The sequence below is a fragment of the Anoxybacillus sp. EFIL genome (assembly GCF_013096955.1).
In the GTDB taxonomy this organism is placed as follows: Bacteria; Bacillota; Bacilli; order Bacillales; family Anoxybacillaceae; genus Anoxybacillus; species Anoxybacillus ayderensis.
Genome location: NZ_SDLH01000003.1, coordinates 286816 through 304286, shown reverse-complemented (window position 1 = coordinate 304286; position 17471 = coordinate 286816). Strand labels below are relative to the sequence as shown.

The window sequence follows — 17471 nt, the reverse complement described above, 5'->3', positions numbered from 1 at the left end:
GTTCGATGAGCTTTTCCCAACTTTCTTTTTTCTTTGCCATGTTTCACCTCAATATGATAAAGTAAATAGTTCGCGCAGTTGTTCGTTGGACAGTTCGGTAATCCACGTGTCGCTTTGGATGAGCTGTTCATTGAGCGCTTGCTTCATTTCAATCATTTCGTCAATTTTTTCTTCAATCGTACCCGTTGTAATGAATTTATGCACATGGACGAATTTCGTTTGCCCGATGCGATACGCGCGGTCTGTCGCTTGATTTTCAACGGCTGGGTTCCACCAACGGTCAAAATGGATGACGTGATTTGCGGCGGTTAAGTTTAACCCTGTGCCGCCTGCTTTCAGCGACAAAATGAATATATGAAACTGTCCGTTTTGAAATTGCTCAATCATCGTGTCGCGCGTCTGTTTCGGTGTGCTTCCGTTTAAAAAGACGACGGTTTCTTTCAAATGTGTCGATAACACATGTTGGATCATTTCACCCATTTGAATATATTGGGTGAAAATTAAACAACTTTCCCCGTTTTCACGAATTTGTTCGACAAGTTCAAGCAATTTTTCTAGTTTATGTGACCGTTCAACGACTTGTTTTGGATGCTCTTCTTTTAAATAAAGCGCAGGGTGATTGCATAGTTGCTTTAAATTGTTTAACATTTGTAAAATAATCCCGCGCCGCGCAAAGCCGTCTACTTGTTCGAGTTTTTCGAGCGACTGTTGCACAATTTGTTCATATAATGAAGCTTGCTCGACGGTTAGCGGACAATATTCTTTTTGTTCTAGTTTATCTGGTAAATCAAGCGCAATGCGTTCGTCTGTTTTCGTTCGGCGCAGTAAAAACGGGCGAATCAAGTTTTGTAGTTTTTCTGTCGCCTGCTGCTCGCCATTTTTTTCGATTGGCGTCGCAAAGCGGCGTTGAAATTCTGTTTGTGAGCCTAAGTAGCCCGGATTTAAAAAGTGGAAAATGCTCCATAGCTCGTTTAACCGGTTTTCAATCGGTGTCCCGGTAAGCGCGATTTTATGCTGTCCTTTCAGCTTGCGAATGGCGCGCGCTTGCTTCGTTTGGGCGTTTTTAATGTTTTGCGCTTCATCTAAACAAATGACGTCCCAGTTGATGCTGGCCAAATCGTCAAAATCTAAATGCGCCAAGCTATACGATGTAATGACGAGGTCGTAGCTTTTTACCTTTTCGGCAAACGCATCGCCGTGTTCGCGATTTGATCCGTGATGGACGTAAACGTTTAAAGACGGCACGAATTGCTTACATTCTTTTTGCCAGTTGCCGATGACGCTCGTCGGGCAAATGAGCAAGGCAGGTCCGTTTCGTTTCTCATTTTCTTTCACATATGCAAAATAGGCGAGCATTTGGATCGTTTTTCCGAGCCCCATATCATCAGCTAAACAGCCGCCAAAGCCGAACTGACGCAAAAAGACGAGCCAATCGACACCGCGTTGTTGATATGGGCGTAACGTACCGTGAAACGTTTTTGGTACGGGGACGGTCGGAATATGGTCGATATGTTTTAACTTTTGAATGAGCGACGTGAATGAACGGTTTAGTTCAATGTCAATCGGATCATCATGTTCATCTTGTTCTGTTCGTTGCTCGGCAAGTGTTTGCGCAAGCACGTCGCGAATAGATAGCCCTTCCTTTTTCGCTTGTTTGATTAGCGTTTGAACGCGTTGAATAAGCGCAGGATCAAGCTGCACCCATTGATCGCGAATGCGCACGAGGCGACGTTTTTGAGCCACGAGTTCCGCAAATTGCTGTTCTGTCAATTCGACACCGTTTGTGGCGATGCGCCAGTCGAAATCAAGCAGTGCATCTAATCCGAATACAGATGTCGATGATGATTTGACACGGGCTTTTACCCGAAGTTTTGTTTGCTTAACGACTTCCCACCATTCTGGCACAATGACGCGGACGTCTGCTTCAGTTAGTTCAATAGTTGCTTCCACTAAAAAACGCCACGCTTCTTCTTCGTTTAGTTCGTTGCGCAACGCCCCGTTTTCGCTCAGCCACGGGACGATCGTTTGCCATCGTTGTTGTGCCCGTTCGACGTGGCTAGCGTACGCTTGCCAAGCGCGCGGCATATGTGGATAAACGGTGATGTCGTTTGTTGTTGTGTCGATGAGCACCGTTTCAAGCGACCATGCTCCACCATCTTCCTTAGGTTCGTTTAAACGAATCGCAACGACAAAAGGCGGACGGTTTTGATCCCAACCGATTTCCGTTAACCAATCGTGCTCGTCCATCAATGGCACAACGTCACTTGTCAGAAGCGGATACGTTTTCACGATTTGTTCCCACGTTTCTTTTAGTTCTACGTCAGATTGAATCCAGTCATTTATCGCTTCTGAGCGCCACATAGCAACGAACGGATGGCCTTCTTCTATTCCTTTCCAGCCGAATTGTCCGTTTTTCCATGCTGCAAAGTCAGGCATAAACTGTTTTTGTTCGATATGTGCAATGATTTGTTTTGCCCACGCTTGAAATTGTTTACTTTGTTCATCCCATATGATGTCAACGAACTCGTTTGTGGATGGATAAGCAAAAAACGTGAGCGCTTCCCAAGGAGAAAGGAGAACACCAATATGTGTTCCAATCGTCTCGATAGGGGCAAATGTGCCATAAAACGTTTCCTCATGCCAACAAAAGACGAGGTCCCTCCAATTACTTGGATGTGTATCGTCACTATAAATGAAAAATTGTTTTTGTTCCTCAAGCCAGCGGCTTTGTAATTCCAGTTGCATCATATGAATTTCCCTTTCCGTAATAAATCTTGAAAGGCACGCAATCGTTTTGTTTGTTCAGCGAGTTTTGTAATATATGCTTCCCAGCGAGGCATTTGTTTTAATGCTCGGTAATGTGCTCGCAGTTTTCGTAAATGTTTAATTGCTTGTTCGTATGCGCTCCGATTTTTTTGTTCGATGTAGTACATAATCGTTTGATGATAAAGCGGAAGAACGAGCGAACGATCCGTTTGTTCGATTTCCTTTAAATGGAATGGATGAATCATATCGACGTTTGCTTTTTCGAGCATATACAATTCAATGAGTTCTCTCCATTTTTGTTCATCGAATAAGTAGTCGATGTACGTATAAAAACTATACGGAAGAAGCTTTTGAAGAAGCTGTTCGTATCGTTCTGTTTCGTCGCTTTTTGTTGCAATGCGGTATTGACTATACGCAGATAATACGGTGCGAACAAACCAATCGCGGTCAGTCATACGAAGCGAATGTAAGTATGATTCCATATTTTTTTCAAGCCGATGAAACCACTCAGCTCCGCGTTGTATTTGTTTTTTCGCAAATGACATGTGCATAAAATCGACGATATGTTCCGTTGCTAAATATGGAAACGGTTCAACGAGCTGATAAGCTTGCTGATCGTTTTCAAGCAAAAACGATACGTATGAAGCGGTAGCGATAAATGGTAGTTTTTGTTCGACTGTTTCTTTCTCATTTAGCTGTTTTATCGCCCAGTTGCATTCTTCTTCGCGATATGACGGGTCGGTGAATACATATGTCCACATTGTTTCATATACATCTAGTATTTGTCTAAAGTACGTTAATTCGCCTGACAATATGCTTCGTGCGTACGGCATTGACGCATATATGAGTTGTTCGTGCAGCTTTGTACGCGGCTTTTTCGCTAAGTCTTTGATCGCTTGTTGTACTTTTGGAACAAACTGAGTGATATGTCGCTCTTGCATGATGGCGGAGTAGCCCCATGCATGTTGCGGGATGTGAACGAGTTTCACAAATGTAAATAAGGCGGCATGGACATAATAAAAATGATCTAAAAACGGTGCTTTTGATGTCGGACGTTCGAATGTTGAAAAAAAAGATTGAACGAGCTTGCGCATATGTTCTTCCTCTGTGAGATCGTAAAGAAACATGCGACCATACCGTTCTTCAAACGATTGCCACCACGCATCAACGACGTTTGTTTTCGTCGTATCTTCTATGTTTGAATTTGATTGAGTTTTTGTGACCTTTTGTTTTTCTTCGCTTATCACCTGTTTTTTCTTGCTTCCTGTCTGTTTTTCCTTGCTTCCTGTCTGTTTTTGTTTTGCATTTGGCTCTTTCCATTGCCGAATCAAGTTTCCGACCGCATCGATTTGATTGTACGCATATAAAAATAACGCAACATTGTGCGGACATAATCCTACTGTTGTGCAAGAACAAGACGAGCCGGCCGCTTGTTTCAAGCGAAAAGAAGGCTCATACGTATGCCCTCGGTCTGTCACCTTCCCTTTTAGTACATCATTTTCTACCGTCACATTATATACATGTCCTGTGCGATACAGTTGCCATGCTCGCTTGATGACGTCGCTATGTTTTTTGTACGGTAAAAGTTTCATGAGACGTCGAGCCGCTTTTGTCATCACTTCTTGCGATAACATCGTCTGTAACATACGAAAGCTCCTTTTTTATCAATTTGCCCTTATTTTAGCATGTGTGCTTGTTGTTTACAAATGGAACAAATCAATCGTACAAAGGCGATGAAAATGGTAAAATGATGTGTAGATTTCCATATGTAGAAAGGGCTTGAAAGATGACGAAAACAAATCGTTTGATATGGTGGGGACTTGTGTTTATATGGTGTATGCTCATTTACTATTTTACGGAGTCTCCGCTATTTACTGGAGAGCAAACCGCGCAATGGATACGCCATTGGTTAAATTATTTTGGAATTGAAACGAACCGTCCTGTGAGCGATGGGGTATTTTCGTGGAATTTCATCGTTCGGAAATGTGCGCACATGACGGTGTTTGGAACGTTAGCGTTTCTTGTGTGGAAAGCTACGCACCCACACCGCTATCGTTACCGAATTGCTTGGATTTTTACGCTCATATATGCTATCTTCGACGAATGGCATCAATCGTTTCAGCCGAAACGAACGGCCTTATTTTCTGACGTCATCATCGATATGGTCGGAGCAACGATCGTTTTATGGATCGTTTGGAAAGCGAATAAGCGAGCATAGTCGCTCGCTTATTCACCTATTTTCCGCCACTTCGAACCTCTCCCTTTACCGATTGGTGTAATTTTCTTCGCTTCCTTTAATTCATTCAAAACGCGATTAATTGTTGCTTCGCTAATGTCAGGATAAGCGTGGCGAATATCTCCCTTTGTAAAATACCCAACTTTTCCTTCAATAAAATCTTGAATGCGTTTTCGTTTGTGTCCACGACCTGTTTCTATATAGCCAACACGTTCTTCAAGTTTTTTATATGCGGCAACAATAATCGATAAGAAGTAATGCAGCCAAGGGAAAATGTCATTTTTCCCTTCATGCCAATGGATTGATGAGCGCTTTAGCACGTCGTAATACGTTTCTTTACTTTCTTCGATGAGTGTTTCCATACTAATGTAGCGACCGACTTCGTACCCGAATTTGTATAATAAAAGAAGAGTTAATAAACGTGACATCCGTCCATTGCCGTCTTGAAATGGATGAATGCAAAGGAAATCTAAAATGAAGGTTGCAATTGCGATTAATGGATGGATGTCGCTTTTTTGAGTTGTATGTTGAAAAGTCATGCAAAGAAGGCGCATATGTTCATCGGTTTGGAAAGCTGGTACAGGAATAAAACGGATAAACTTTTCACCATTCGGGAGTGTTTCACTTATATAGTTATCTTGATTTTTCCACTCTCCACCTTGCGAAGGAACATACTCGTATAAATCGCGATGCAGTTGTTTAATGATAGAAGGGGATAGCGGAATAGCGTCGTATGATGCGTGGATCAATTTTAACACATTTCGGTACCCGGCTATCTCTCCTTCCGATCGATCCATCGGTAACGTCCGTTCAGCCATAATGCTTTTGAGTCGTTTATCTGTAATAACAATCCCTTCAATTGCGTTTGATGATTTTGTTGATTGAATGATTGCTACATTTTTCAGCGTTTCGAGTATTTGAGGAGATTGCTTTTTGTATAAGTCTTGTTTCCCTTTATATTCATCAATTTTTGTCAGTAGTTGAATCGTTTCCATGGAGTATGGGAGATGTTTCAATAGCTCGTAATTGTATATGCGCATCATACCACCTCGTTTATAAATGATTACATTTAATTATAACATAGTGAACCTATTTTTATAAAAATATACTCATTATAAAAAAAGAGAACGTTTCGTTTTAAGCGAAACGTTCGTCTGCAGGAAAGACAATGCCTGTTTGTTTTCGTGCTTCTTCCATAATTTTCATCGTTACGAGGGAACGAGCGTGTGAGTTGATCGTTGATTCCTTTTCTCCTCGTTCGATGAGCGTCATAAATTCAAGTGCCTCGTAGTACATTGGCTCATGCGGTTGCGGAACGCTTATATCTTCTGTACGCCCGTCGCGGTAATGAATATGGACGCGCGTGGGAGTATGAATCGTGTCGATCACGATTGTTCCTTCTTCCCCTTGAATTTCGGCAGGAGTATAAGAGTTTGCGATTTTTGAATACATAACAACCGCATCCATCTCACCGTAATCGAGTATAATGCTTCCTTCGCCATCTACTCCAGACGATAAGCGAACGCTATGCGCCTGAATCGACTTCGGTTCGCCAAATAAAACAACGAGCGGATATAAACAATATACGCCAAGATCCATTAATGCGCCGCTTGAAAAGGCAGGATGAAAGGCGTTGGTAATCGTTCCTTGCTTAAACGCATCGTAGCGCGAAGAATATTGGCAATAACTTGCGACGTAACGACGAATGCGCCCGATTTTCGGCAAGTGATGTTGAATGGCTTGAAAGTTTGGCAAGCACGTTGTTTTCATCGCTTCCATGAGCACGACATCGTTTTTTCTTACTGTTTCAATCATCGCTTTTACTTCTTTTACGTTAGAAGCGAGTGGCTTTTCACATATGACATGTTTGCCGTGATTCATAAGCACGATCGCTTGTTCGGCATGAAACGCGTTTGGGCTTGCGATATATACGGCATCAATATCATCGCTTGCGGCAAGCTCGTGTAAATTAGTAAACGTTTGCGTGGCCCCTGTTTTTTCGGCGAAAGCATCTGCCGTTTCTTTTTGGCGAGAATATACAGCTTGTAAATGAAATGACGGGACTTGTTTGGCGGCGCGAATAAACGCCTCTGTAATCCAGTTTGTTCCGATTGTCGCAAAGCGAATCATTCGTTTTCTCTCCCTTTGATGTATGTCCAACCGTCTTGTTGGTACACTTTGTTTTCTTTCATTAATCGTCCGAGCGCCCGTTTAAAGGCAGCTTTACTCATATGAAAGCGCGCTTGAATATCTTCGGGATCGCTTTTGTCACCATATGGCATCGCCCCACCGCGACTTTCGAGATATTGGTAAATCGTTTCGGCATCCGTTTGTAAACTTTCTTGTTTGCGAGGAAGGAGTGATACGTTCATCGTTCCGTCTTCTTTCACCGCGATGACGCGTCCTTCCACAAGTTCGCCAAGACGTGGCTCTCGTCTTCTTTGTGATTCGTGAATAAATCCGAGATAGCCAACGTCTGTGATGAGGAAAGAGCCAGCTTTGATGAGGCGATAAATGCGCCCGCGCACGTTTGTATTAAACGCAGAAGGTGGCGCAGGAACGCTTATTTGTTTCATCGTTTCTTCATCTGCCAGTTTAGCGAGCAGTCGCCCTCGTTTGTCCACTTGGAGTGAACAGTACAATTCATCTCCTTTTTCAGGCCAAAGCGTCGCAAGCGACGGTAAGTCGTCAATCGATAATAACATATCTTTTTCGATGCCGATATGAACGAAAACGCCTAATTGCGGCACAACATCGACCACTTCTACCCAACCGTATGACGATGTTGTAATGAGCGGTTTTTTCATCGTCGCGCGCATGCGTCCGTCGTGATCATGATATAAAAATACATGCACATCTTCCCCAATGTGTAATTCGCCTTCACATTGACTTTCATGAAGCAACGCCGTTTCTTTTCCGTCTGTGACGATATAACCGAACGGTTTTTGTTCTTTTACTTTCCATGTAACCATTTGTCCAATCATGTATCTCTTCCTTTTTTGTAAGTAGTTTATCCATTATTGTACATGATTAAAATGAAAGAGACAAAGGATGTATCTTGTTCCAGTCTGGCGTGATACAATAAAGAAAAAGAGATTGAGGTGAAGACGATGAATAAAGTAGCACGAAATGCGTTATGTCCGTGCGGAAGCGGGAAAAAGTATAAACATTGTTGCGGCGATAATGTCATTTCCATTCATAAGCTCGTCGATCAAGAAGTGGAACAGCATATGCACGATTTCATTCGCTATGCCGCTTTCGAACACGAGTCATTTTTATACCAACATACAAAATCATACATAAATCAAAAAGAACGAGATGAAGACGCGCTCATGATTTTCCGATTTTTTATTAGCGTGTGGGTGATGTTTTTTAAAAAAGATATGCGCGGCATGACGATTCTCGATTATTACTTAAGCACGATTCGGAAACATCACGTCCGCCCATCTGTGCTGTCTATTTTGACATCTTGGAAAGAAGCGTTTCCGTCATTTGTACAAATCGATCATATGGACGGTTCGTTTGCGTTCGGAACAGATCTCGTCACAGGCGAAACGAAACAAATTAAATTTTTAGATGAACATATTGATTACGATCTCGAAGTGGGGCAAGTGATAACAGGCGTTTTCGTTCCACATGGGCAATATACCACTTGTTTTTCAACATTTTTCCCGATGCCGATCGTGTTATCGAACGCTGTAACACATTTTGTACAAGAGCATTGGGAGCAATGTAACAACGACCGTCAACAATGGCTCGAGCAATATCCATATATTTTTCAACAGTCGCTATCGCTTTCATTAATTGATACGGACGAGTTGTCACCGAAACATCAAGAAGTATTAACGATACTTGAACAAAAAGCAAACATTGACGATCGAAACGTTCTTGATACTGCGCGTATTGTATGGCGCCAATATTGTCGCGCGAAAAACCCGAACATTCGCAAGCCGGAAGTGTATGCGGCTGCTTTGCATTACCTTCTTATAGAAACCGTTTTGCAAGAAGAATGGATGTCACAAAAACAGCTGGCGGAAATGTACGGCATATCAGCAAGCACGCTTTCGAAACGCATTGATGATTTATATATCGCTCTTGAAGATTTAGATTTCATGTTGGAAGAACAGATTGACGAATTGGCCGAAGCGCTTGGAGTAGATGAAGACTGGGACGATTGGGACGATGACGATTGGGACGATGACGATTGGGACGATGAAGATATATTCGAAGTATGTGAAGATTGCGATGAAGAATAAAGGGAGCGAATCGGCTCCCTTTTTTATATGAGTTCGATTCCTTCTAAAATCATGCTGGCGAAAAAGCCGCTGATATGATGAAGCGCTTCGAGCACAGCTTTCGGATCTGCGTCGAAAAAATCTTTCATCATCGGTTGATTTTGTTCATGAATGAAAGCGAAAATGAAATCTGTTTTGATGCGATTACTTAGTAACATAGGGCAATAACTTAACTCTAGCTTTCTTTTTATATTTTCTTCGCCTTGTGCGTTGCTAAAATGTTTCCAATACACGTCGCGCAACGTTGGCAATTGTTCTTGAATTTTTTCATGCGCATCCGTTAGCCAAGCTTGTACGGCTTCAGCAGGTGGAAATTGTTTATTTAATAAAATAAGCTCAAATATTTTTTGTAGGGCAAAACTCGATTCCGTAGCGAAGGCGACATTCGTTAACAGCAAATTCACATATTCTTCCTCATTTTTCGTTTCTAAACGCATGTTCATGAAAATTTCTAATATTTCTGAGTGTACTTTCGTTTTCGTCCAGTCTTTTGTCAGTTGTTGTACAAGTGCCATGACTGTCCGATTGACCGTATCATTTGTCCATTTTTCCATTGTGTACACAATCCTTTCTTTTATGTGTATGTATACCATTAGTTTACCAATGTTATGTCGAAGAAGAAATAGTCAATGTCATAGTCATGTGATATCATTAATAATGTTGTCGAACAATTGAATTGAAGGAGCGTTTTGTATGTCGTTTCAAACGGTTCATATACTCGGAGTCCCGTTTGTGCGCGCAACGATGGATGACATGGTTGCCATCGTTCATGAGCGCGTCAAACAACAAAAGCCGTGTTTTATCGTCACGGCCAATCCTGAAATTGTGATGAAAGCAAAAGAAGAACCAACATATATGGCAACGATTCAACAAGCAGATTATGTCGTTGCGGATGGGATTGGGGTTGTCAAAGCGGCCGAGCTGCTTGGCACCCCTTTGCCTGAGCGTGTCGCTGGCTACGATTTATTATGCCGATGCTTGCAGCTTGCGAATGAACACGAATATCGCGTATATATGATTGGCGCAAAAGAAGAAGTTGTACAAGCTGCCGCACAGCATATTCGAAACCACTATCCAAACGTTCATGTAGTCGGGGTACGCAACGGCTACTTTGATTGGAATGACAAAACGATTGTCGAAGAAGTGAAACAAGCGCAACCAGATTTCGTTTTTGTTGCATTAGGAATGGGAAAACAAGAGCAATGGATTGCGGAACATATAGGGATGGTAGGACGAGGTGTATGGATGGGAGTTGGCGGAAGTTTTGACGTGCTTGCTGGGGTGGTCAAACGCGCCCCTGAACTATGGATTCGCCTTCATTTAGAGTGGCTATATCGTTTATTGAAGCAGCCGACGCGGGCGAAACGAATGTTGGCGTTGCCGCGGTTTGCGTGGACGATTTTAAAACAAAAGGTTGTCGGAAAATGAGCCAGTCATTTGTCAAAGGGACGATCATTTTAACGATTGGGACGATTATTTCAAAAGTGCTTGGCAGCATTTTTCGCATCCCCCTGCAAAATATTGCAGGAGATAAAGTGCTTGGCATTTTTAGTCTCGTTTATCCGCTCTATATGGTCGCTTTAATTTTATCCGTTGCCGGTATTCCGATTGCCGTATCGAAGTTAATTTCCGAAGCGCGCGCTCGGCAAAAAGAAGACGAGGTGGCGCGACTTGTACAAACCGCAAGCTTATTGGCATTTAGCTTCGGTGTGCTCAGTTTTTCACTCCTTGCAGGCGGTTCATTTTGGATTGCGAAGGCGCTTGGCGGTCCAGAAGCGCGATTAGCCATTGTTGTCGTTTCCACGACGCTTCTCATCTCACCGTATATGGCGGTATATCGCGGATTTTTCCAAGGTCTTGAAAATATGAAACCGACCGCTGCTTCACAAGTGCTAGAACAATTCGTGCGCGTCGCTTTCATTTTACTTGTTGCTTTTTATATGGTTCAAGCTGCATATCGCGATGATATCGTTGCAGGGGGAATCATGATCGGCTCGCCGCTCGGTGCCTTAGCAAGTCTCATTTACTTACGTATATTATATGCCCGTTCCCCTAACCGTCCGAAACGCGTGAAGCTTTCGCGCGTGCAATGGGTGGAGACAAGCAAAACGATTTTAAAATTATCTATCCCGATTGCGTTTGGGGCGCTTGCGATGCCATTTTTAAATTTAGTTGATTCGCTTTCTGTTCCGATCGCCCTTCGTTGGTACGGAACAGCAGAGGGAGAGACGAGCTATTTATTTGGATTGTATAGCCGCGGAACAGCGCTCGTCCAAATTGCGACAGTGTTTTCATCTTCGCTTGTGCTTCCGCTTATTCCTTTGTTAAGTAAACAAATGGCAAAAGGGGAAGCGAGTTTAGCGCAGCAAACGGTTCAAAAATCGTTTGACCTATCACATTTTTTATCGTGGCCTATGGCAGCCGGCTTAGCTGGGTTGACCGTCCCTTTAAATATTGCTTTATTTACAAATAATGAAGGAAGCGTGACAATGGCGGTCGTATTAGCAAGTTCCGTATTTACGTCGCTTGCTTTGCTTGGAACAGGCATTTTGCAAGGGATTGGTGAGTCAAAACGCGCGGCAGCCATCATTTTAATCGGCTGTATCGTGAAATGGGGAACAAACGCCTTATTCGTTTCATTATACGGCTTAATTGGTGCCGGTATTTCGACATTGATTACATATGGGTTTATTACATGGGCGAATCATATGGCGATTCGTCGACGCGTTTCGCTCGCTTTTTGGAGCCGAAAAGTCGTCGTGTATGTCGCTGCTTCCGTTATGATGGGAGTCGGTTTATTTTTCATTTCTCCAACGTGGGGACGACTCGCCTCCCTCGGTTACGTCACAGCTGCGACGGTCGCAGGCGGTTTATTTTACCTTGGGGTTGTGCTCGCACTCGGTGGTGTGACGCTTCAACAGTTTCGCCAATGGTTGAATCAAACGAAGAAGGGATGAATGATGTGAAAAAGTGGTTGTTGTTCATGATGGCCATTTCGCTTCTCCTTGTTGCGCCAGCGATTGGCAAGCGGCATGAAGCAGAGTGGAACAATCGAACGTATGAAATGATCATGCCATACGATGAAGTGGAAGCGTGGTTGCAAGAAGACGAAGAACAAGTATGGAAGCAACTAAAAGAAGCGGGGCTAACGACGGTCAGCGTTGAAGCAGAAACGCTTGATTCACTTGAAAAGTCCGGACGTGTGTTGCTATTCAAAATGGGGGAATGGAAACAGGCACTTGTGTTAGCAAATGAACATGTTGTGACGCCAGCGCGTGGCATCGTCGTTTATCCACTTGATGATACGTTTCCGACTGTTACACGATTACAGGAGACGTTTGGCGATGACGTCAAAGCGATGCAAGTAAACGGAAAAACGTACTATATGATTGAAGGAAATGCGAAAAAAATCGAGCGCGTTCCCCTTGGATATGACGAAACGAAAATTTCTGACCTAATGACACGTGGTTTCATGGTCGTGCTTCGTATTCCAGATGCGCGCGATATGAATGAAGCGAGTGCACGTGTCCTTCAACAAGTAGAAACGTTAAAAAACGAACATATATCGAAACTGTTACCGACAGGGGAAGAAGTTGCTGGTTATCCGTCTGATGTTGAAAAATGGGGAAAAAGATGGAACGAAGCAGGGTATGGTCTACTATCAACGGAGTTTTACGAAGCGAAAGGATTGACGACATTAGCGAAAGCGATGAATGTCCACGTCGTTCGTTTGCATAGTTTAAATTTAGAGCAACGTAAACCAGATGAAGCGGTAGATGTGGCGGTTCGCGCAGTAAAAGAACGAAATATTCGCGCCTTATTTATTCGTCCGTATACGTCATTAGATGAGCAGCAAAATATTGAAAAAACGATGACGGTGATGAAACAAATTGTTCAACATATGCCAAATCACTATACGCTAGGCAACAGTGAACCGTTCGCACCGATTGCACGTTCACAGATGGCGACGATCGGATTTATTGTCGGGGCAGCTGCTTTTGTGTTTCTCGCCGTTCGCTCTCTCTTGTCACCGATCATTGCACCGCTTGCGGCAGGTGGGGCGCTCGTTTTAGGCATTGCAGGTACGGTGTTAGCAATTGATTTCGCTTTAAAAGCGCTAGCGTTGCTTGTGGCGATTGTCACGCCGATTTATGCAGCGAAGCCGTCTTCCGTTCGGGAAGGATGGCGCGGAACGATTACCGCATACGGCCGCGCGATTGCTATTTCATTTATCGGAATAAGCTGGATTGTGACGATGTTGTACGGAAATGAATATATGGCTTATGTCGGTGAAGGATTTCGTGGGGTGAAACTCGTTTACGTCGTGCCGCTCGTGGCAATGATTTTACTCGTATTACCATCGATCATCGGACAACCACTTATACCGTTTTTTAAAAAACTATGGAAGCAACCGATTACGATTGGACACGTCGTGCTTAGCATGTTTATCCTCGCTTTGCTTGCGTACTATGTCTTGCGCTCTGGCAATACGGGAACTGCAAGTGCGTTTGAGCTAGCAGCGAGACAAAAACTTGAAGAATGGTTGTACGTACGTCCCCGCACGAAAGAGTTTTTGCTCGGTTTTCCAGCGTACTTGCTTGCGTTATTTGTCATAAATAAGCAAAAAAAGCTAGGGGCTATTCTCCTTATCGTTGGAACGATCGGATGGCTATCGATGATCAATACATTTACTCATTTGCATATCCCACTATTTATTTCGTTTATTCGCACGGTATACAGTCTTGGGCTTGGATTCGTCATTGGCATCGTGCTTATTTACGTATATGAGTGGGCATGGAAAAAGGTGATAAGATGAACATCGTGTTATCTGGATATTACGGTTTTCATAACGTCGGTGATGAAGCGATTTTATATGCGATTATTCAAGCGCTCCGTGCGCATGATCCAAATGTGCAAGTGACCGTGCTTTCTAACGATCCTGCCTTTACAGAAAAAACGTATGGCGTTCATGCGGTGAACCGTTGGCGAATCGGTGATATCATTCAAGCCCTTCGTCATAGTGACGGCTTAATTAGCGGCGGGGGAAGTTTGCTTCAAGATCAAACGGGATGGCGCAGCATCCCGTACTATACAGGAATTATGCAAATTGCGAAATGGTTAGGCAAACCGGTCATGGTTTATGCACAAGGCATGGGCCCTGTCAACAAAAAGCAAAACCAGTGGCTCATGAAATGGACGCTTAATCAAGTCGATCGTCTAACGGTGCGCGATGAGCCGTCGGCGCAACTATTAAAAACGTTAGGTATTACAAAGCCGATCACCGTCGTGCCTGATCCGGTGATGGGGCTAAAGCCACCGACAACGCCAACCGTTTGGTGGCAACAACAGTCGTTTACACGTCCTGTCATCGCTGTTTCTGTGCGCGATTGGGCGCGCGGTCGCGATTTTGAAAGAAAAATGGCGATTGCGCTTGACCGTTCTGTCCAAGCAGGTTTTGACGTCGTATTCATCCCGATGCACGGACATCACGATGATGAAACGTCGCGGCGTGTGTTGGGAATGATGAAAGAGCGTGCTATCGTTGCCCCTCATGACGCAAGTATTGAAGAAAAAATGGCGATGATTGCAAGTGCGCACTTGCTCGTTGGGATGCGCTTGCACGCATTAATTTTTGCCGCTGTCGGTCAGACGCCGTTTATCGCTTTATCGTACGATCCGAAAATTGATGCGTTTGCCAACCAAGCGAATCAACCGGTGTTCGCTCACGTGGAAGATGATCACTGGGACGGCGAAGCACTATTTTCATATATTCAACAATGTATGAATAAACGAGAAGAGCGAAAAGAAGCAATGATTTATGCCGTTGCACCGCTTCAACAAACTGCGCAACAAACTGCGGCAGAAGCGCTCGCTTTGTTCCGAAAATAAAAATAGGTCGAATGACCTATTTTTATTTTTGTTATATAACTTTTACGAATCGTCTGATAAAATAGAAAACAATATAGACATATTGTTTTCGTAAGGAGCGTGAATGCGCCGATGTTTACGTTAGGAAAAAAGCTATTGAATCGCTTGCCTTTTAGTAAAAAGTTTATGTTGCTCGCAACCATTTTTATGTTCACCCTTTTTTCAATAAGCGTCTTGTACGTTCGGTTATTGACCGATAAAGCGACGCTACTTGAAAAAGAAAAGCAAGGAGTGGCATACATCGCTCCGATGATTGATGCGATGTACGGCATACAAAAACATCGCGAATATACGGCGACCGTTCTTCTCGGACACGGGAAAGAGGACAAAGTAGCAGAGGCGCAAGCGATGTTGAAAAAATCAATACAAACATTACGAAGCGTACATAAAGAGCAAAAAGCAAACTTTATTGAGGAAGAGAAATGGAAGCAGTTATTGCAGCAAATGCAAGATGTGCAAGACAATTGGAAAATGTACACGGCAAGCGAGGCGGTGAAGCGTCATAACGCTCTCGTCTACGATTTGCATCAATTGTTGCTTCATGTGGCTAGCCGTTCGAACGTGTCGCTCGATAACGATATGAACAATCATTATTTAGCCCGTCTATTTGTTGAGCACGTGCCATTTCTGACGGAAACGATCGGAGGGGTGCAGTCGTTTGCGGCAGAGCTGACGTTAAAAAGCGAATTGTATGAAATTGAACGTTCAAAAATGACATATTGGATAAACGTATTAGAAACGTCGATGCAAACGATCAGCCGTGCAACTGCTCCGCTTTTTGCTGACGATGAAAAGATGCGCAAAAAAGTACAACAATATAATGACATCATCTCAACGGATTTATTAAGCATGACAAGCTTATTTCAACGCGAATTTTTGCAAACGAATCGCATTTCGTTAACATCGGTTGACTTATATGAAAAAACGAACGACGCACATGAGAAGCTTCATGATTTGGCTCGCTTTTCATTACATGCGTTTCAAACGCACTTAGATGGTGAATATCGGGCGGTGACGATTGAGAAATGGGCGACGATCGGCTTAGGGGCGTTCGCTGTTTCAGCTGTCATTTACTTGTTTATCGCTTTTTACATGGCGGTGCGTGAACAAATTACAGCGATTGAGCAGGCAAGCAAACAAGCGGCAAGTGGGGATTTAACGGTGCAAATGTCCGTCTCGTCAAACGACGAATTTGCGCGTATTGCTCAATCATTCCAGTCGCTCGTTGCTTCATTCCGTTCGATGATTAGCGCCAACCAACAATTGACGTATGACGTGTCCGCATCCGCTCACGAGTTGACTGCGATTACTGAAGAAGCAGCGCAAGCGATGGAACAAGTCGGTGCAACGATGGAAGAAGTCGCCGCTGGATCGAGCAAGCAACGCATATGGGCGCAACAAAATGTCGAGGCTGTTCATACGCTTGTCAACGATACAAACTACATTTTATCTCGTTCACAAGAAGCAGCAGAGGCGGCGCGAGCAATGACAAATGAAGCCGAAAAAGGAACAGCGGCGATGGATAAAATGATTGCACAAATGAAAACGATGAACGATTTTATTACGCAATCAAGCGAATGGATTCAAGCGTTGCATCAACGCTCTGCCGATATTGCCCAAATGGCGACGATGATTACAAACATTGCAGAACAAACGAACTTGCTTGCGTTAAATGCCGCCATTGAAGCCGCGCGCGCAGGCGAGCACGGTCGCGGATTTGCCGTTGTCGCAGACGAGGTAAGGAAACTGGCGGAACAATCGTCTTTATCTGCAAAGCAAATACGCGAGCTATTGCAAGAAGTGCAAACGGATACGTCACAATCGGTGGAAGCGATGCAACATGTGCGACAACAGTCCGAAAAAAGCATGACGATCGCACACGAAGCGGACGAAACGTTTAACCGCATTCACCAAACGACAAATCATGTCATGACACAAATGGACGACGTCGCTCAAAAAATTGCGGTGATGACAAATGCGTTTGATGAACTGGCGATGACGATGAAAGAGACCGAAGCGATCGCACAAGAAGCAGAACAGCAAACACAAACGGCAGCAGCTGCACACGAACAATTGCTTTCTGCTGTTCAAGAAATTGCCGCAAACGTGCAAACGTTAAGCGACAAGGCGCAACATTTAGCGGAAAAAGGGAAGCAATTTACCGTTTAGTCCCGGATATTTCTCCGGGATTTTTGTTGTTAAAATTATGAAAATTCATTATAATAAATGCGAACATATATTTGTGA

General features: G+C 43.6%; 13 protein-coding genes. 7 read left to right on the top strand and 6 right to left on the bottom strand.

Going from position 1 to position 17471, the window contains the following annotated elements; genetic code table 11:
- Positions 1-48: 48 nt before the first annotated feature.
- On the bottom strand, positions 49-2745 hold the full coding sequence (locus tag ES017_RS07630; protein WP_483296344.1) for a DEAD/DEAH box helicase: 2697 nt from the start codon (positions 2743-2745) through the stop codon (positions 49-51).
- A complete protein-coding gene (locus ES017_RS07625) occupies positions 2745-4412 on the bottom strand; it encodes an SWIM zinc finger family protein (protein WP_021094693.1) in 1668 nt (555 codons plus the stop codon). Before ES017_RS07625 ends, ES017_RS07630 begins: the two co-directional genes overlap by 1 nt.
- Before the next feature lie 140 nt (positions 4413-4552).
- Between ES017_RS07625 and ES017_RS07620 the strand changes: the two genes are divergently transcribed.
- Complete coding sequence (locus ES017_RS07620) at positions 4553-4984, top strand: VanZ family protein (protein ID WP_021094692.1); 432 nt, start codon at positions 4553-4555, stop codon at positions 4982-4984.
- A gap of 8 nt (positions 4985-4992) precedes the next feature.
- Here the strand turns inward: ES017_RS07620 and ES017_RS07615 are convergent, their stop codons facing one another.
- The 3 genes from ES017_RS07615 to ES017_RS07605 all read right to left on the bottom strand — a co-directional run bounded on the left by ES017_RS07615 (position 4993) and on the right by ES017_RS07605 (position 7986).
- Positions 4993-6045, bottom strand: a complete 1053-nt coding sequence (locus ES017_RS07615; protein ID WP_084703092.1) for a Fic family protein — start codon at positions 6043-6045, stop codon at positions 4993-4995.
- A gap of 94 nt (positions 6046-6139) precedes the next feature.
- Entirely contained in the window at positions 6140-7132 is a 993-nt protein-coding gene (locus ES017_RS07610; protein WP_042535302.1) for a Gfo/Idh/MocA family protein, read from the bottom strand.
- Positions 7129-7986: a CvfB family protein gene (locus ES017_RS07605; protein ID WP_042535304.1), complete on the bottom strand. Its 858-nt coding sequence runs from the start codon at positions 7984-7986 to the stop codon at positions 7129-7131. Before ES017_RS07605 ends, ES017_RS07610 begins: the two co-directional genes overlap by 4 nt.
- A 126-nt stretch (positions 7987-8112) precedes the next feature.
- Here ES017_RS07605 and ES017_RS07600 point away from each other — a divergent pair, with 126 nt between their 5' ends.
- Entirely contained in the window at positions 8113-9258 is a 1146-nt protein-coding gene (locus tag ES017_RS07600) for an SEC-C metal-binding domain-containing protein (RefSeq protein ID WP_171334947.1), read from the top strand.
- A gap of 23 nt (positions 9259-9281) precedes the next feature.
- On the opposite strand, the gene ES017_RS07595 is transcribed toward ES017_RS07600, so the two are convergent.
- Complete coding sequence (locus tag ES017_RS07595) at positions 9282-9851, bottom strand: hypothetical protein (RefSeq protein ID WP_021094687.1); 570 nt, start codon at positions 9849-9851, stop codon at positions 9282-9284.
- Between the two features lie 139 nt (positions 9852-9990).
- Between ES017_RS07595 and ES017_RS07590 the strand changes: the two genes are divergently transcribed.
- The 5 genes from ES017_RS07590 to ES017_RS07570 all read left to right on the top strand — a co-directional run bounded on the left by ES017_RS07590 (position 9991) and on the right by ES017_RS07570 (position 17394).
- A complete protein-coding gene (locus ES017_RS07590; protein ID WP_021094686.1) occupies positions 9991-10725 on the top strand; it encodes a WecB/TagA/CpsF family glycosyltransferase in 735 nt (244 codons plus the stop codon).
- The gene (locus ES017_RS07585; RefSeq protein WP_021094685.1) at positions 10722-12254 is read left to right on the top strand and encodes a putative polysaccharide biosynthesis protein; all 1533 of its coding nucleotides are present in this window, start codon (positions 10722-10724) and stop codon (positions 12252-12254) included. Before ES017_RS07590 ends, ES017_RS07585 begins: the two co-directional genes overlap by 4 nt.
- The gene (locus tag ES017_RS07580; protein ID WP_171334946.1) at positions 12227-14113 is read left to right on the top strand and encodes a DUF5693 family protein; all 1887 of its coding nucleotides are present in this window, start codon (positions 12227-12229) and stop codon (positions 14111-14113) included. The genes ES017_RS07585 and ES017_RS07580 overlap by 28 nt, the downstream gene beginning before the upstream one ends.
- Complete coding sequence (gene csaB / locus ES017_RS07575) at positions 14110-15186, top strand: polysaccharide pyruvyl transferase CsaB (protein WP_042535314.1); 1077 nt, start codon at positions 14110-14112, stop codon at positions 15184-15186. The genes ES017_RS07580 and csaB overlap by 4 nt, the downstream gene beginning before the upstream one ends.
- A 99-nt stretch (positions 15187-15285) precedes the next feature.
- Positions 15286-17394 carry a methyl-accepting chemotaxis protein gene (locus ES017_RS07570; protein WP_035063142.1) on the top strand — a complete coding sequence of 703 codons (2109 nt, stop codon included), beginning with the start codon at positions 15286-15288 and terminating at the stop codon, positions 17392-17394.
- Positions 17395-17471 lie beyond the last annotated feature (77 nt).